The sequence below is a fragment of the uncultured Campylobacter sp. genome (assembly GCF_938030815.1).
Classification (GTDB): domain Bacteria; phylum Campylobacterota; class Campylobacteria; order Campylobacterales; family Campylobacteraceae; genus Campylobacter_B.
On record NZ_CALHII010000086.1, the window covers coordinates 1 to 15,644 of the forward strand.

The 15,644-nt window shown below is 50.0% G+C and carries 16 protein-coding genes; 9 read left to right on the top strand and 7 right to left on the bottom strand.

Annotated features, from left to right (window positions below):
* The 3 genes from Q0277_RS03105 to Q0277_RS03115 all read right to left on the bottom strand — a co-directional run.
* Positions 1-669, bottom strand: a 669-nt coding sequence (locus tag Q0277_RS03105) for a HemK/PrmC family methyltransferase (RefSeq protein WP_297995494.1), incomplete at its 3' end; no start/stop codon positions are given.
* Entirely contained in the window at positions 656-1,864 is a 1,209-nt protein-coding gene (locus Q0277_RS03110; protein ID WP_297995497.1) for a M48 family metallopeptidase, read from the bottom strand. The genes Q0277_RS03105 and Q0277_RS03110, both read right to left, overlap by 14 nt.
* A 5-nt stretch (positions 1,865-1,869) precedes the next feature.
* Complete coding sequence (locus tag Q0277_RS03115; RefSeq protein ID WP_297995501.1) at positions 1,870-3,822, bottom strand: ABC-F family ATP-binding cassette domain-containing protein; 1,953 nt, start codon at positions 3,820-3,822, stop codon at positions 1,870-1,872.
* Positions 3,823-3,901: 79 nt separating this feature from the next.
* Here Q0277_RS03115 and Q0277_RS03120 point away from each other — a divergent pair, with 79 nt between their 5' ends.
* Positions 3,902-4,636 (top strand): alpha/beta hydrolase-fold protein, encoded by a 735-nt coding sequence (locus tag Q0277_RS03120; RefSeq protein WP_297995504.1) that lies wholly within the window; start codon positions 3,902-3,904, stop codon positions 4,634-4,636.
* Positions 4,637-5,651: 1,015 nt separating this feature from the next.
* Here the strand turns inward: Q0277_RS03120 and Q0277_RS03125 are convergent.
* Complete coding sequence (locus Q0277_RS03125; RefSeq protein WP_297995506.1) at positions 5,652-6,638, bottom strand: amidohydrolase family protein; 987 nt, start codon at positions 6,636-6,638, stop codon at positions 5,652-5,654.
* A 218-nt stretch (positions 6,639-6,856) separates the two neighbouring features.
* Here Q0277_RS03125 and Q0277_RS03130 point away from each other — a divergent pair, with 218 nt between their 5' ends.
* The 5 genes from Q0277_RS03130 to Q0277_RS03150 all read left to right on the top strand — a co-directional run bounded on the left by Q0277_RS03130 (position 6,857) and on the right by Q0277_RS03150 (position 10,749).
* Positions 6,857-7,297, top strand: coding sequence for a GNAT family N-acetyltransferase (locus Q0277_RS03130; RefSeq protein WP_297995508.1), 441 nt, complete (start codon positions 6,857-6,859; stop codon positions 7,295-7,297).
* A 101-nt stretch (positions 7,298-7,398) separates the two neighbouring features.
* The gene (locus Q0277_RS03135) at positions 7,399-7,650 is read left to right on the top strand and encodes a hypothetical protein (protein WP_297995511.1); all 252 of its coding nucleotides are present in this window, start codon (positions 7,399-7,401) and stop codon (positions 7,648-7,650) included.
* Positions 7,647-7,928, top strand: a complete 282-nt coding sequence (locus tag Q0277_RS03140; RefSeq protein WP_297995514.1) for a type II toxin-antitoxin system RelE/ParE family toxin — start codon at positions 7,647-7,649, stop codon at positions 7,926-7,928. The genes Q0277_RS03135 and Q0277_RS03140 overlap by 4 nt, the downstream gene beginning before the upstream one ends.
* A gap of 245 nt (positions 7,929-8,173) precedes the next feature.
* The gene (locus Q0277_RS03145) at positions 8,174-9,496 is read left to right on the top strand and encodes an MATE family efflux transporter (protein ID WP_297995516.1); all 1,323 of its coding nucleotides are present in this window, start codon (positions 8,174-8,176) and stop codon (positions 9,494-9,496) included.
* The gene (locus Q0277_RS03150) at positions 9,472-10,749 is read left to right on the top strand and encodes a M48 family metallopeptidase (RefSeq protein WP_297995519.1); all 1,278 of its coding nucleotides are present in this window, start codon (positions 9,472-9,474) and stop codon (positions 10,747-10,749) included. Before Q0277_RS03145 ends, Q0277_RS03150 begins: the two co-directional genes overlap by 25 nt.
* A 176-nt stretch (positions 10,750-10,925) precedes the next feature.
* Here the strand turns inward: Q0277_RS03150 and Q0277_RS03155 are convergent, their stop codons facing one another.
* From Q0277_RS03155 to dnaJ, 3 genes are all read right to left on the bottom strand, one after another.
* Positions 10,926-11,216 carry a hypothetical protein gene (locus Q0277_RS03155; RefSeq protein WP_297995522.1) on the bottom strand — a complete coding sequence of 97 codons (291 nt, stop codon included), beginning with the start codon at positions 11,214-11,216 and terminating at the stop codon, positions 10,926-10,928.
* A complete protein-coding gene (locus Q0277_RS03160; protein ID WP_297995523.1) occupies positions 11,204-11,368 on the bottom strand; it encodes a phosphohydrolase in 165 nt (54 codons plus the stop codon). The genes Q0277_RS03155 and Q0277_RS03160 overlap by 13 nt, the downstream gene beginning before the upstream one ends.
* Before the next feature lie 386 nt (positions 11,369-11,754).
* Positions 11,755-12,846, bottom strand: a complete 1,092-nt coding sequence (dnaJ, locus tag Q0277_RS03165; protein ID WP_297995524.1) for a molecular chaperone DnaJ — start codon at positions 12,844-12,846, stop codon at positions 11,755-11,757.
* Positions 12,847-12,975: 129 nt separating this feature from the next.
* Here dnaJ and Q0277_RS03170 point away from each other — a divergent pair, with 129 nt between their 5' ends.
* The 3 genes from Q0277_RS03170 to recR are packed head-to-tail and all read left to right on the top strand — an operon-like array spanning position 12,976 to position 15,451.
* On the top strand, positions 12,976-13,647 hold the full coding sequence (locus Q0277_RS03170; protein WP_005870149.1) for a response regulator transcription factor: 672 nt from the start codon (positions 12,976-12,978) through the stop codon (positions 13,645-13,647).
* Positions 13,644-14,885 carry an ArsS family sensor histidine kinase gene (locus tag Q0277_RS03175; protein ID WP_297901220.1) on the top strand — a complete coding sequence of 414 codons (1,242 nt, stop codon included), beginning with the start codon at positions 13,644-13,646 and terminating at the stop codon, positions 14,883-14,885. The genes Q0277_RS03170 and Q0277_RS03175 overlap by 4 nt, the downstream gene beginning before the upstream one ends.
* Positions 14,882-15,451 (top strand): recombination mediator RecR, encoded by a 570-nt coding sequence (recR, locus tag Q0277_RS03180; RefSeq protein WP_297995526.1) that lies wholly within the window; start codon positions 14,882-14,884, stop codon positions 15,449-15,451. Before Q0277_RS03175 ends, recR begins: the two co-directional genes overlap by 4 nt.
* The last annotated feature ends 193 nt before the right edge of the window (positions 15,452-15,644 follow it).

Below are 15,644 nucleotides of genomic sequence, written 5' to 3' on the forward strand. Positions count from 1 at the left end.
GATTAGAAATTTTGCGCGCCGTGCGGCGATCCGCGCGATGCGTTTTAAAATTTCATCCCCCCTCTCGCCGCCAAACAGCGCCTGTTTCGGCTCTTGCAGTACGCGCGCGTCCAATGCGTAGGAGTTTGCGATGTATGGGGGATTTGAGACGATGAGATCAAACTCGCCCGCGATCTCATCTGCGTAGGCGCAGTGCACGAACTCGACGTCCGCGCCCAAGCTTGCGGCGTTTACGCGCGCCACTTCAAGCGCATCCGCGCTGATGTCGCTAGCCGTGATGCAGCAAGAAGGAAGTAGCTTTTTTAAGCAGATAGCGATTATACCGCTGCCCGTGCCGATCTCGCAAATGCGCGGCTCGCCCAAGCTCTGTGCCAAAGCAAGAGCTTTTTTCACTAAAATTTCGGTCTCGCAGCGCGGTATCAGCACCCGCTCGTCGACGTAGAATTTAAAGCCCATAAACTCGCAGCTTTGCGTGATGTATTCAAGTGGGCGGCCATCTTTAAATTCAGCGATCTTGGCGCGAAATTCCGCTTCATGCGCGAGCTCTTCAGAGCATCTTAGCACGAGTTCTTCGCTGCTAAGTCGCTCACAAAGCTTTAAAATTTCGCGCGCGACGTATTTTGAGCCGCACTGCCCCAAGCCCCATCTTAGCGCCTCAGCGATCCTCATCAAGCTCTCTTATGCGCTCATACAGGCTCGGGTGCGAATGATACACCGCAGCGTAAATTTTATGAGCGAGCGGAAACGCCTTGTTTTCGCTGCCTAGCTTCTTTAGCGCGCCGATCATACTCTTTTTATCCTGCACGCTCGCGCCATGCCGGTCCGCGCTAAATTCGTGCATGCGGCTAAGCTTGGAGATCACCGGCTCAAAAAACGCATGCAAGATCGGCGCAAACAAAATCATAAAAACCAGCGTCGCGCCGCCGCCCGCGTTAAGCCCCAGCGCGCCGAATACGCCTGCGGGGAGGTTTCCGAATACCGCGAATGTCGCGCCCAAAAGCACGAAGCTGAGCGCTAAGCCTTTCAAAATGTCGCCGTGTTTGAAATGCCCGAGCTCGTGCCCTAAAACGGCTAAAATTTCATCCTCGCTCAGCTTTTCTATGAGCGTGTCGAAAAGCACGACCTTTTTCGTCGCGCCGAAGCCGCCGAAATAGGCGTTTAGGCGCTTGTCGCGCTTGCTCGCGTCAATCGTAAAAACGCCGCTACTTTTAAAGCCGCAGCGCTGCAAAAGCCCCTCTATGCGCTCTTTTAGCTCGCCTTGCTCTAGCGGCTGCATCTTATTAAACAGCGGCGCAATAACGGTCGGATAGATTAAATTTATCAGTAAAACTATACTGAAGCTTAGCAGAAAGCCCCAGACCCACCAGTGCGTGCCCAAACTATTTACGCAAAAAACGAGCGCAGAGGCTACCGCAAAGCCAAAAACCAGCGTGAGTGCGAGCGATTTTAGCGTGTCTTTTGCGAAAACGGCGGGCGTTATCGTGGAAAAGCCTAGGCGGCGATCTTTTACGAAGGTTTTGTAAATCTCAAGCGGAAGCAATATCGCGCCGCCGATGATTAAAAACGCCGTTACAAAGCAGCTCCCCGCCAAAATTCCATCGCCCGCTAGATCATATATCGCGCGCTGTAACGCGCCCGCGCCCGCAAGTATCCAAATAAGCGCCACCGCAAACGAAAAGCAGTGCGAAAATATATTAAATTTTAAATTTACCGCACCGACCTCGCCCGCCTTGCGATAATCCTCCTCGCTAAGCACCACTGCAGGCTCTTTTAGCTTGGCGCGGATGAAGCTTAGCTCGAGCAGATCGAGCGAAATTTTATAAATCGTGTAAAGCGCGTATAAAAAGATCAAAAACCAAACCATCGCGCCTACTTTAGGCTCTCGGCGAGCGAAAGCACTTCGTAATATTCATTTTCCATACTATTTAACGTTCCTCTTTTTTCTTCAAGCTCTTCAAAAAGCCCCTGCATACCGAGCTTTTGATAAATTTCAGGCGTCGAAAGCGCGTGATTTAGCTCTTTTATACGCGCCTCGATAGCCTCGATCTTAGCGGGATACTCCTCTAAAATTTTATTCTGTTTGTAGCTAAGTTTTGCAGCGCTAGTTTTTTCCTTTTTATTTTCGCGGCCGCCTTCGTCCGCGCTCGCGCCCGCGCCAGCGTCGGCCTCGATCTGGTCAATCTCCGCCATCTCGTCTTCAAACTCCAAATATTGCGAATAGGGCATTTGAATTTGATCGATAACGCCGTTTTTTTCAAAAACCCAAAGCTTATTTGTAATCTTATCGATGAAATAGCGATCGTGGCTTACGATGATTACCGCACCTTCGAAGCTTAGTAGATAATCCTCCAAAATATTGATCGTCGCGATATCAAGATCGTTCGTCGGCTCGTCCAAGATCAGGCAATCGTACTGCTCGGTAAAGAGCTTCGCAAGCGCCAGGCGGTTCTTTTCGCCGCCGCTAAGCACGCCTACGGGTTTATCCAAAAATTCCTTCGGAAACAAGAAATTTTTCAAATACCCATAGACATGCATGTAGCTGCCGCGGACATTGATGTGATCGCCACCGTTTGGACAGAAAATTTCGATTATACTTTTATCGTCCGTAATGCCGCTGCGCGTCTGATCGAAGTAGCCAATCCTGATCTCGCCACGTTTGATCTCGCCCGCATCGATCTTGCTGCGACCGAGTAAAATTTTAAGCAAAGTACTTTTGCCCGCGCCGTTAGCGCCTACGATACCGATGCGCTCGCCCTGCAAAACTCGCGCCGAAAAGCCCTTAAAAAGCACCTTGCCGTTTAAAATTTTACCGATATTCGTACATTCAAAAAGCATCTTTTTGCGATTGTCGCCGCCCGTGCCGTTAAAGCTCCTGCTCGCGCGCTCCAGCTCGAGTCGCACGCGACGGATCGCGCCCGGATTTTTCTTCGCATCCTGCCTCATCTGCATGATGCGCGCCTTGCGCCCTTCGTTGCGCTTTAGGCGCGCTTTTACGCCGCGGTGCAGCCACTCCTCCTCGGCGCGCAGCTGTTTAAGCAGCGTCTCGTGGGACTTCTCGAGCGAAGCAAGCATCTCCTGCTTGCGCCTCAGATAGTTCTCATATCCGCCGTCGAAATTTGAAATTTTACCCTCTTCGAGCTCGATACTGCGCGTCGCCAAGCGGTCGATGAAGTAGCGATCGTGACTGATAAAAACGATCGTCTGCTTCGAGCTAAGCAGCATCTCCTCTAGAAATTTCACCATATAGACGTCGAGGTGGTTCGTGGGCTCGTCCAGCAGCAGCACGTCGGGCTTTTTAAGCACCAGCGCGCCCAGCGCCACGCGGCGAATTTCGCCGCCACTAAGCGTGCAGACCGAGCGGTTTTCGTAAATTTTAAGCCCGAAATTTTGTAGCACCTGCTCGATCTTATTGTCGATCTGCCAGCCGTCCTTGGCTTCGATAAATTTAATCAGCTCGTCTTGGCGCGCTAAAAGTTCCTTGTTTTCGGGCTGTGCAGCGATTTTACTCGAGATCGCGTCGTATTCGCTAAGGGCGGCGTAAATTTCAGCTAGCTCCCGCCTCAGTGCGTCTTTGACTGAGAGATTTTCGTCAAATTTAGGCGTTTGAGCGAGCATCTGGATGTTTAGCCCGTTTTGAGTGATCACGCGTCCCTCGTCGATCTCGCACAGACCCGCGACGATCTTCATCAGCGTGGACTTGCCGCCGCCGTTTTTGCCGATCACGGCGACGCGCTCGTTAGCGTCCAGTGCGAAATTTACGCCGTCTAAAACGACGTGGGAGCCGAATTTTTTCGTAACATCGATAAGCTCGATCAAAGCCAATTTTAAGTTCCTCTAGTGTTAAATTCGGTGATTTTACACAAAATTCTATTAAATTTTAATAACTTTTAAAGGTTCAGCGATGCAAAGTTTGGAATTTAACGACCTGCGCGTAGAAATTTTCGCCCCGCACGCGCCGTCTTTTGCGCCTGCGCCCTCCTTTACAAAAGAAGCCGCGTCCGCACCTATCATCTACCTGCACGTCTTGGAGTTTGGCGCGACCGGTACGGGCGAAATTTACGAACTCGTCTCGCGACAAAGCGGCGCGGATTTCGTGCTTGTGGCGATCTATCTAAACGAGGCGCAGTGGGGCGATAAGCTTAGCCCGTGGGCGGCAAAGTCGCCGTTTAAGGGGGTACGCGATTTCAAAGGCGGCAGCGCGGCGTACTTAGAAAAATTTACGGACGAGCTGATCCCGCGTATCGAGCGGCACGTATTCGGCGCGAGAAAGCCTGCGTGGCGAGCGTGCGCGGGATACTCGCTGGCAGGGCTTTTTAGCGCGTATGCGGCGTTTGCAAGCGATAAATTTCAAAAGATCGCCTGCGTCTCGGCGTCGTTTTGGTTCGGCGGATTTGACGCCTTCGTTGCCGCACACTCGCCGCAAAGGGGGCTGGCGCACGTCTACGCGTCCTTGGGCGAGGCCGAGATGAACCCGAAAAATCCGCGCGGAGCACTCTGCGGCGAGACGGCGCGAAATTTCATCGCAAAATGCCGCAGCGCGGGCGCAAAAGCGGAGTTTGAGCAAAATCCCGGCGGGCATATGCAAGATGAGATCGCAAGAATTTCAAAGGCGCTTTTAAGCCTTATAAATTCCTAAAATTCGGGGGAAATTTAAAATTTTGCGGTGCAGCAGAACAGGAGCGGCGAGAGATTGAATATACGAGCCGAGAAGCGGCATCAAGCGTAAATTTAAAGCGAGCTGCCGTTATAATTTCTCGCGAACGGTCTTTTTGTGCGATGCAATGAAATTTAAAATACCTCCGCGTTAAAATTTTATAGCGCAAGTAATGCCGCAAAAATGGCGCTACGCAATTCGGTGCGAATGACACAGCGCGTCATTGGTATTTTAGCGGCTTTGATAAGTGTGAATCGGTTTTGAGCGTAAATCATACGACGTCTCGTCGCTGCGGCATGGGGTGGGGCGCAAATCGCAAACGAGCGCCACCGAATTTTGCTAAACGGCTTGATGCAAATCGCGAGCAGAGGCTGTTAATTTTCGTAGAAAAGTACGGGGCTAGTAGTTTAAAATTTTAAGCGAACCGGCGTTATAAAATTTGAAACAGATCATTTCACGGCTAGGATTTAGTGCACCTACGAGCTAAATTTAAACAAGAGCTTTTGAATCGAAAAACTCTACTGTCTAATTTAGTGCACCTACGAGCTAAATTTAAACAGCAGCGCGCCGTGTACGATCTCGCCGTTTCATTTAGTGCACCTACGAGCTAAATTTACCGCTGAAATTTCAAAATTTACGCTGCGCCAAAGAGCGCTTCGGCGCTACGATACGTGCCGCTTAGTTTAAATTTTAAAATTTAGCGTCGGGCGGGCGCACTTGGCCGATACCTGCCGAATTTGCGGCGGCGTAATATGCGGAATTTCGCGAATTACCGTTTGTAAAATTCATCCTGCGAAATTTCGTGGCGCATGCTTCATTATCAGCTCTCTACTGAGCGCTTTGCCCGACGCATGTTTCGCCTTTTCTCTCGCTATACAGACAGCGCCGACCGCTCCATTACTCGCGCTCACTATGTCATTTGCTACATTTGCTCGGAACCAACTGCGAAAAGCTGCAAATGCACCGAATTCTAACCGCACGCCCTAAATTTCACCATCTATGCAAAGGGCAGAATTTTTTTGTAGTTGCTCCACAGCTCGCTATCCTCGCCGAAATACGCGAGCAGTCCGCGCGCGTTGCGATCGAAAGGGTTGGGCTCTTTATGCAGCGCGATACGCTGCGACAGGCGCAGATCGTAGGTGTTGTATATCGCAGAATACGGCACCGGAAAGTCCGAAGCGTAAAGCAAGCGCGAGTGCACGTCCGTTTGGCTCGCCAGATGCGGCAGGGCTTTCGCGCGCACCGGCGTCATCAGAGCAGAAACGTCGGCGTAGAGGTTTTTGTGCGTGCGCAGAAGTGCCAAAAGCGCGAAATAATCGTGTCCGAAATTTCGCGGGCGGCGCGAGAGCGCACGAAAAATATGCGAATACTCATAGTTAATCGCCATGTGCGCGCACACCGTCGTAACGCCCAGCTCAAGCGGCGCATAAATCATCTCCAGCGCTTCGCAGCGGCGCGTGCTCGGCACCGAGCTTTCGTTGCCGATGTGGATCACCAGCGGCAAGCCGAGCTTGGCGAGCTTTTCAAAATACGGCGCGTAGCGAGGCAGCCTCGTATCCAGATCCCAATAGTTTTGTAAAAATTTCGCCCCCTTAAATCCGAGCTCGAAGCAGCGATCGATCTCATCTAGCGCATCCGTTCGCTTCGGATTGATACTAAAAAACGGCACGATGAGATCAGGATTTTTTTGATAAATTTCAAACACGCTGTCGTTGTCCGCACAGACGGTCTTATCGCGATGGATTAGCTCGCCCGCGTCGCTAAATTTAGCATCCACGCCGAAAAGCACCGCCTTTTTAACGTATTTTGAAGCTCTAAGCCCGCCGAGCAGAGCGTCCACATAGGCTTCATAGGGTTCTTTGATCGCGCGCGATACGTCAATGCCGAAGCGCCTGCCGAAAAGACGCAGCGCAAGCCTGTCGTAAGGGCGGTCGAAGCGCACTTCCTTGCTTAGCAGATGGACGTGAAAATCAAGCGTTTGCATCGGGGATCCTTGGGAAAATTTTGCCGAGTTTATATCAAATTGCGGTAAATAGTTAGAATTTTAAATTCGGATTTAAATTTGCGCTCCGTGCCCTGCCGCGCCTTTAAATTTTAAAATTTAAACCTCACCGCAAGAGCCACTAATTGATATTTAATGCCGTTTTAAAGCTGCGGCGATATACTTGCGATTTGAAAAGCTATTTCAATTAAGGAGCGAAGATGGAGTTTGAAATTTTAGAAAATTCCGCCGATTTTAAGCCTAACGATCTGGATGAGATAATGGTCTCGATCGGCTGGGATACGGAGCAAAACACAGCCTCCGTGCCGCCACACGAGACATACAGGGTATGGCGCACCTATGATTACGTGGCGATCGCCAAAACGCAGGGCAAGACCGTGGGGGTGCTGGAGGCGTTTTGCGACCGCGACAACTTCGCTACGAGCTATCTTTACTGCGTGATAGTTCATAAGGATTATCAAAGGCGCGGTATCGGCACGGCGCTCGTGAATGCCTTTAATAAGCGCTTTGCGCACACCACCACCTTTGTCGTTACTCCTCTGCACAAAGCTGAGGGCGCCGGAGAATTCCTACAAAAGTGCGGTTTTAAGGACGCGTCGGAGCACTTCACGGTCCACATGAGGAAGCGAAATTCGATCTAGCGGGCATAAATTTTAAAATTTATCGAGCTTTGGCTCTAAAACGGTTGGAATTTTAAATTTAGCTATGAGTTGCTATAATCGCTAAAATTTAAGGAGCCAAAATGATCACTATGCAGATCCAAAGCGGTGTCGATCGCGATACTCTCGAAACTTTTAAGAAGCTTTTTTTAAAAATTGATCCCTCCGCACAGATCACTCTAAGCGGCGAGAAAAATTTAGAAACGATTCTATCGGAGTTTAAATCCGGCGAAAGTTACGATGAGATAAAAAACGGAATGGATGCAGATTTAAAATCATACGCAAACGGCGATCTAAGCGGCTTTGAGGAGCTAGGCAAGGGCTGGAAAAATTGAAAATAATCCAGTCTAAAAGATTTCATGCGCAGCTTAGCAAGATAGTAGAATTTATCGCAGAGCACTCAGAGGATGCGGCGGAAAATTTTAAAAACGAGCTTTTTGCACGAGCAGGCGAGCTTGGCTTTATGCCGTATAAATTTCGTAGATCAAAAAGCTTTGACGATGATAAAATTAGAGATTTCGTATTTAAGGGTTTCGTAATCCCGTATCTAATAGATGAACCCTACGATACGATCGTTATCCTGGCGATATTTAAGCAAAATTTATTGAGATAACTTGACGCCTGTTTAAAAACATCCGCGTTTAAATTCCGCGCTCCATTTATTAAAACCGCTCATTCGCCGACGCCGCAGCGCCAAATAAACCAACCGCTCGCCCCGCCAAATCACCGCATATTCGCGCGCGGCGCCGTAAATTTTAATTCTACGCGCAGCGTGCGAAAACAACTCCGCTCGCCCCCTGCATAAAAGCAAACCTAAAAGATTTTTCGGCTACAATTTCCCCCAAATAAAGGCAAAATATGAAAGAAATCTCGCTACTAAGGCTCTCGCTCGCAATCTACGTCGATATGTTTTTGCGCCTCGTGACCACGTTTATCAACACCTACATGATCTCGCGCGTGGACGTCTCGCTAGTGGGCGCGCTGGGGGCGGGCAACGAGATATTTTTGCTCTTCGTCACCGTTTTCGGCTTCCTCGCCGTGGGCTGCTCGGTTCTCGTAGCACAGGCGCTGGGGGCAAGAAACAAAGTCCTAGCCATGCGCGCGATCCACACGAGCATCGCATTTAACGCGCTCGTGGGGCTTTGTAGCGGCGTTTTCGTCTTTAGCTGCGCGCCGTTTTTACTCCGCGCGCTGCAAGTACCCGCCGAGCTTTTGAGCGAAAGTGCGATCTATCTTAAGGTCATCAGCATCGTCTTTGCGATAGACGCCGTCGCGATCGTGCTTAGCGCCATCGTACGCGTCTACGGATACGCAAATTTTATCATCGCGGTCTCCGTGGCGATGAATTTAGTAACGCTCGCAGGCAACTACGTCGTGCTATTTAGGCCGTTCGGACTGCCGTACTACGGGCTTGAGGGCATCGGCGTGAGCACGATCGCGGGGCGCATGATCGGCGTATGTTTATTCTTCCTCATCATCACGAAGGTGCTAAAGATAAAATTTTACCTTACGATGTTTTTAAAGATCAAGCTCGCCACGCTGCGCAAAATTCTATCCGTAGGGCTTCCGAGTGCTGGCGAAAACATGCTGTGGATCGTGCAGTATCTAGTCGCCTTCGCCTTCGTCGCGAGCATGGGCGAGGCGAGCCTTACCGTGCAGATGATCTATTTTCAAATTTCATCATTCATCTTCTTCGGCGGAAGCGCGATCAGCATGGCAAACGAAGTGATCGTAGGCCGCCTCGTAGGTGCCGCAAAGCCGCAGGAGGCGTATCGGCACACATTTACCGCGCTACGCTTTGGGCTTGGGGCGACGGCACTTTTCGTCGCGATCGTGTTTTTAGCGCGCGAGCAGATCATGGAGCTACTGAGCCTCAGCGAGGCGCACAGGCAGGTCATGCGGCCGCTTTTTTATCTCACGCTGGGGCTTGAGTTCGGACGGACGCTTAATATCGTGTTCGTAAACGCCCTGCGCGCAAGCGGCGACGCGAGATTTCCCTTTGCGATGGGCGTGATCTTTATGTGGGGCGTCTCGATACCCGTGGGCTGGCTTTTGGGCATTCATCTGGGGTATGGAATTTTGGGCGTTTGGATCGGATTTTTCTGCGACGAGTGGCTGCGCGGCAGCGCGAATACGGCGCGATGGATAAGTAAAAAATGGCAGAGCAAAAAGTTAGTCTAAATTTGCTAGGCTTACCGATCAGTCTGCGTTTTAAGCGGATGAAATACGCGCGCATCCGCATTAGCAAGGACTGCGAAATCAGCGTCAGCGTGCCGCGCTCCTACACCGCGGCGCAGGCAGAAGACTTCATCCTGAAGCACGAAAGCTGGATCCGCCAAACGCTGGCGCGACTGCAAAGCAAGCTACTAGCGAGCGATCAGGTTAGAATTTTAGGCAAAATTTACAAGCTAAAATTTAGCCGCGAGGTCGGGCTCGGCGCAGACTGCGACGCGAGTAAAATTCCGAATGATGGTGCGAGTAGCGGCGTAAATAGTGCGGGCGTGGGCGCTAATGGCTGTACGGGCGGCGGTACGGGAAGTGAAATTTTAAAATTTCACTCGGGCGAGTGCGCCTCGCAAAATGGCGCGGCGAGCGATAATTTGAAATTTGACCTACCTGGCGATGCGGCGCAAGGGCTCGCGCAACAGAGCGAAGTACTACAAAGCGGCGGGGTTATAAATACGGCATCACAAAGTGTCCATAAGCAATCTCGCGGTGAAATTTTAAAATTTCACCCAAGCGGGTGCGCTCCACAAAGCGACGACGGAGGTAAATTTAACTCCGCCGCAAGCGATCAAATTTTAAAATTTGACCCTTCCGTAAGGGATGGAATTTTAAAATTTAATCCTGCCGCAAGGGACGGAATTTTAAAATTTAAACCCGCCGAGAGCGGAGAAATTTCAAAATTTAGTTTTGATACGAGTGATGAAATTCCGCTCATGAGCGAAAAAATTTCAAAATCTGCGAGCGAAAACGCGTCGCAAAATGTAGCGCAAAGCGCGCAAGCGGAGGAGCCCGACGAGCCCGATTTTACGATCAAAAATTTTATCCAAAGCTCTAAATTTAAAGATAAGATTCTCATGTCACGAGACGTGATCTTTTGTGAGAGCGAGAGCGAGTTTGCGGCGTTTAAAAAGGCCTTTGCGCTTGAGCTTTATCTGCGATATATCGCGAAATTTTCCCCGCGGATAGGCCGCAAGATCGTGCGGGTGCGGGTGCGCAAAATGCAGACGCGCTGGGGCAGCTGCAACCACGCTAAGGGCTATCTCAACTTCTCGCTAAGCCTGATAGAGCGGGATCCGCGCTTCGTCGAATACGTCGTACTGCACGAGCTCGCGCACCTCATCCATGCAAACCACGGAGCGGATTTTTACGCGCTTATCGCGCAGATCATGCCCGATTTTAGGGCGCGTATCAAGCTAGGCAAGGGCTAGTTCGCAGGCAGGGTGCCCGTTTAAATTTTACGCCACTGCGGAACAGTTCTTGCCGCAGTCGATAAATTTCAACCGATCTTTCACTCCTCTTTCGCCCCACGCCGTAGCAAGCCGCAGCCAGTCCGAACTCGCGCGGCGCAGACAGCGAATTTCGCAAATTTTCGCGGGCCAAAACGCTAATCCAAAGCCGCAAATTCCACGTATTTCTCCATCGCAACCAGCAGGAGCCAGCGCGCGGTAGGGCTGAAAAAATAGTGGTGTTCGGGGACTTGCTCCATTATAAATTTTAAAAAATTGTAAAAATATTCGGGCGCAAATTTAACCTCGGCGCTCGTTAGACTATCGCCCAGATAGCAGATTTCGCCGCCTAAAATCCTCTTTTTTGCCGCGGGGTTTGCGTCTATGAAGCTTCTGGCACCGGCAAAGCTGGGGCAGTACGCGGTCGCGTAATCTTTCAGACCCCGCAAGACGGGCTTGGAGCCGATGAAGGTAAAATTTTTTTCTCTATAAAGCGCGCTCTGCCCTCGCTTACCTGCCAGCGATCGCCCAAGCTCGATAAAAACGCAAACATCTCATCATCTGCGGATCTGAAATTTGCGGGTCCATTTTTACGATCCATTTTCGTCCTTTTTAAATTCGTAGTCGCTTGCGGTGCACGAACTGCGACCCTGCTATCGTTTAACGCCGCAGTAGCGCTCAAAGCCCGCCGCAGACGCGGATAAAATTCTACCAGCAAGCATTGCCTTATAAAGCCGCCGCGCAGTGTTTGTGACGATCAGACAGAGAGCGCTTAGCAAAGCTAAACGCGATAGGCACTTATCACATGAAGCCGCGGATGAAGATCAAGCAAGCTACGATCAAATGAACGACGCCTAGCGAGCGGCCAAACAAGCGGTAGGGGGTAGCTAAACAGGCAGCGGCTAAATTAAAATTCCACAGCCCGCTAAACTAAACTAAAGCTTAAATAATCGCCGCTCAAAACAGATCAAGGCAAATCAAGGCAGTTTACTTGAAAAAATTCTTGATTTTATCGAGTATCCCCTCGTCGTCTCCGCCCTTGCTACCGAAGCTTTCTTGAAGCTCGCGCAAAAGCGCCTCTTGCTTCTCATTCAATTTTTTAGGCGTCTGGACGTTTACCTGCACGATCAGATCGCCGTTTTTCTTAGTGCGGATATTTGGCGCGCCCTCGCCGTATATCGTGAAGCGCTGCTTGTCCTTCGTGCCTACTTTGAGCTTTAGCTCCGCCTTACCGCGCGGCGTCGGCACCTCGATGCTCTCGCCCAAGATCGCCTGCGTGAAAAACACCGGCACCTCGATATACAGGTCGTCTCCGTCGCGCAGGAAGTGGCTGTCCTCCTTCACGCGCACTATCACGTATAGATCCCCGATCTCGCCGGTTTTAGAGACGTTGCCCTTGCCGCTTAGGCGCACGCGCTGTCCGTCGTCTATGCCTGCAGGAATGTCAAATTTAAGGCTCACGTCCTCTTCGGTAAAGCCCTTGCCGCCGCAATCCTTGCACCTGTCTTTTACGATCTCGCCCGTACCGCCGCATTCGGAGCAGCTTTGGATGAAGCTCATATATCCGCGTCTGACCGCGACGCGCCCCGTGCCGCCGCAAGCGGAGCAGGTATGTCTTTTTTTATCCTTCGAGCCGGTGGCGTCGCAGGTGGAGCACGGCTTTTTGATCTTGTATTTTATCTCCTTGTGTACGCCCTCTAAAGCCTCTTTAAACTCCAGCGTTACGGCCAGTTCGGTATCTATGCCGTATGGATCGCTAGGGCGTGAGCGACCGCCTCCGCCGAATGCCTGCTCGAAAAAATCGCCGAAAATCGAGCTAAAATCAAATCCTCCGCCGCCTGCGCCGCTATATGCGCCGCTGATGCCCTCTTTGCCGTAGCGATCATACATCCTGCGCTTTTGATCGTCGCTTAAAATTTGATATGCTTCGTTGATCTTTTTAAATTTCTCCTCCGATTCCTTGTCGCCTTGGTTGCGGTCGGGATGGAATTGCAAAGCGAGCTTTCGAAACGCCTTTTTTATCGTCTCGGCGTCGGCATCGCGCGCCACGCCTAAAATTTCATAATAATCTTCTTCCACGAAATTCTCCTTAAACTATACAAAAGGGGCAATTTTATCCAAATTTAATAAAACGCAAGTTAAGACTTAACTATTTTTATGTATAATGCAATATTTAAAATTTCAAATCAACGATGCAAAGGATAAAAAATGATAAATGTATTGATGATAGAAGACGACAGCGAGTTTGCACAGCTTCTAACCGAATATCTGGCTAAATTTAACATCCAAGTTACAAACTTTGAAGACCCGTATCTGGGCATTAGCGCAGGGATCAAAAACTACGATCTGCTGATTTTGGATCTTACGCTTCCTGGGATGGACGGACTTGAAGTCTGCAAAGAGATCCGCGAGAAATACGATATTCCGATCATCATCAGCTCGGCTAGAAGCGACGTGAGCGATCGCGTCGTAGGCCTTCAGATCGGAGCGGACGATTACCTACCGAAGCCTTATGATCCAAAAGAGATGCACGCGCGCATCATGAGTTTAATCCGCCGCTATAAAAAAGCTAGCGAAAAGGAAGAAACCGCCACGGATAGCGTATTTCGCATCGACGACAAGCGCCATGAAATTTACTTCGGCGAGGAGTCGCTCGTGTTAACGCCTGCGGAGTATGAAATTTTAGAATACCTCATCAAGCAGCATAGCTTTTCGGTATCTCGCGAGCAGCTCGTATACCATTGCAAGAGCCTAAAAGATAAGGACTCAAAGAGCCTAGATGTCATCATCGGACGCCTACGCACCAAAATCGGCGATAGTTCCAAAGCGCCCAAGCATATCTTTTCGGTTCGCGGTATCGGCTACAAGCTCATCGGATGAAACACTCCTTAATCACTAAAATTTCGGTTTTTTTTGTAATCGCGATCATCTTAGTCTGCGTGCTTTTCATCACGTTCGCACGGATGCAGATGAATAGAGCTCTAGGTAGCATGCAGGCTAATCAAATAAACGCGGTCAATAATCTACTTGAGCTATACAAGCGTAATGCCCCTCCCAGCGATATTGAGCGCTACTTCTCCAGCTACGGCTTGGAGCTTGTAAAAGACAAAAATATCATCCAAAACATCATCACGAGTGGTAAAATTTTTTTCGTCCAAGATACTTCTATCGGCGAGTTTAGCTCGGTCGAGTATAATAATTCACTGTTTTTAAATATCAAAAACAACTCTTTTGTCGTGGTTTTCGAAAGCCTTGGCACGAAGAATTTAAACGATCCGCTTTGGGTTGGGTTTTTGCTTACGATGGCGGTTTTGATCTCACTTTATCTATCAATAGTGCGAAGCTTCACGCCGCTAAAAAAACTAAGCAAAAATATCAAAAAATTCGCCCAAGGTAATTTGGACGTAAATTTAGCCGCTGCGCACAGCGAGGACGAGATCGGGCAGGTCGCGCAGGAATTTAACAACGCAATCGCTAAAATTCAAGAGCTGATCCGCTCGCGCCAGCTATTTTTACGCACCATCATGCATGAGCTTAAAACCCCGATCGGCAAGGGCAGGCTCATCACCGAAATGCTCGATGACGAAACGCAAAAAGAGCGGCTCGTCAATGTCTTCGAGCGGCTTGAAATTTTAATCAACGAGTTTGCCAAAATCGAGCAACTGCTCTCAAAAAGCTACTCGCTAAATTATCAGGATTATCATTTCAGCCTCATTTTAGAGCAAGTAAAAGATATGTCTATGCTCGATAACTGGGACGAGCTCATCAGCACGGATATCGAGTGCGACGCGGTGATAAACGTGGATTTCGGGCTATTTGCGCTGGCGATTAAAAATTTAATCGATAACGCCCTAAAATACTCCAGCGATAAAAAAGTCCGCATCATCTGCGATGAAAACAAAGTAAGCGTCGCCAACCGCGGAGCGGCGCTTGCAAAATCATTCGAGCACTATAAGCAGGCCTTTATCAGAAATAAAGACGAGAAAGCCACCGGCATGGGGCTCGGGCTTTACATCATCGATAAAATTTGCGAGCTGCATAAATTCCGCTTCGAGTACAATTACAGCGACGGCACGCACTACTTCTCGATCGTCTTTTCGCCAAAGGGCGCTATATGAGCGGCACAGACAGGTTTGAAGAGCTCGTCGCAAGCTTTGAAAAGCTTCCCGGCGTGGGCAAAAAATCCGCCCTGCGCTTTGCCTACTACGTAAGCGTGCAAAATTCCTTTATGGGGCTAAATTTAGCGCACAATATCGAAGAGGCGGTGCGCGGACTGCACAGATGCCGCATCTGTGGTGCGGTATGCGAGGGCGAGATCTGCGAATACTGCGCCGACGAGGAGCGCGAGAGCGATAAAATTTGCATCGTCGAAAACCCAAAAGATATCTTTATTTTAGAGAGCAATAAAATTTACAACGGCCGCTACTTCGTGCTACAAAGCGCAGGCGAAGAGACGGTGGAAGCCCTGCGCGCCATGGTGGAGCAAAACGGTGCGAGTGAGCTGATTTTCGCGCTGACGCCGGGCATTAACTCCGACGGGATCATGCTTTACGTCGAGGACAAGCTCGCGGATCTGGGTTTGAAATTTACCAAGCTTGCCCAAGGCGTGCCTACGGGCGTGAGCTTAGATAACGTCGATATGCTCTCGCTGATAAAGGCGATCAACGGGCGCACTGAAATTTAAAATTTCGATGAAATTTTAAATTTATGCGGGTAAATTTATCGGCTAAATTTAAAGCGCAAAGCGGGGAATAGGCTTTACCGCGGAGCCCAGGCGGCGAAATTTGAGGCGTAAATTTAAATAGTTTGGCGCGCGATGAACGCGATGAAATCGAAATTTACGCGGCTTCGGCGGTCCTGACGGTTGGCGCGGCAGC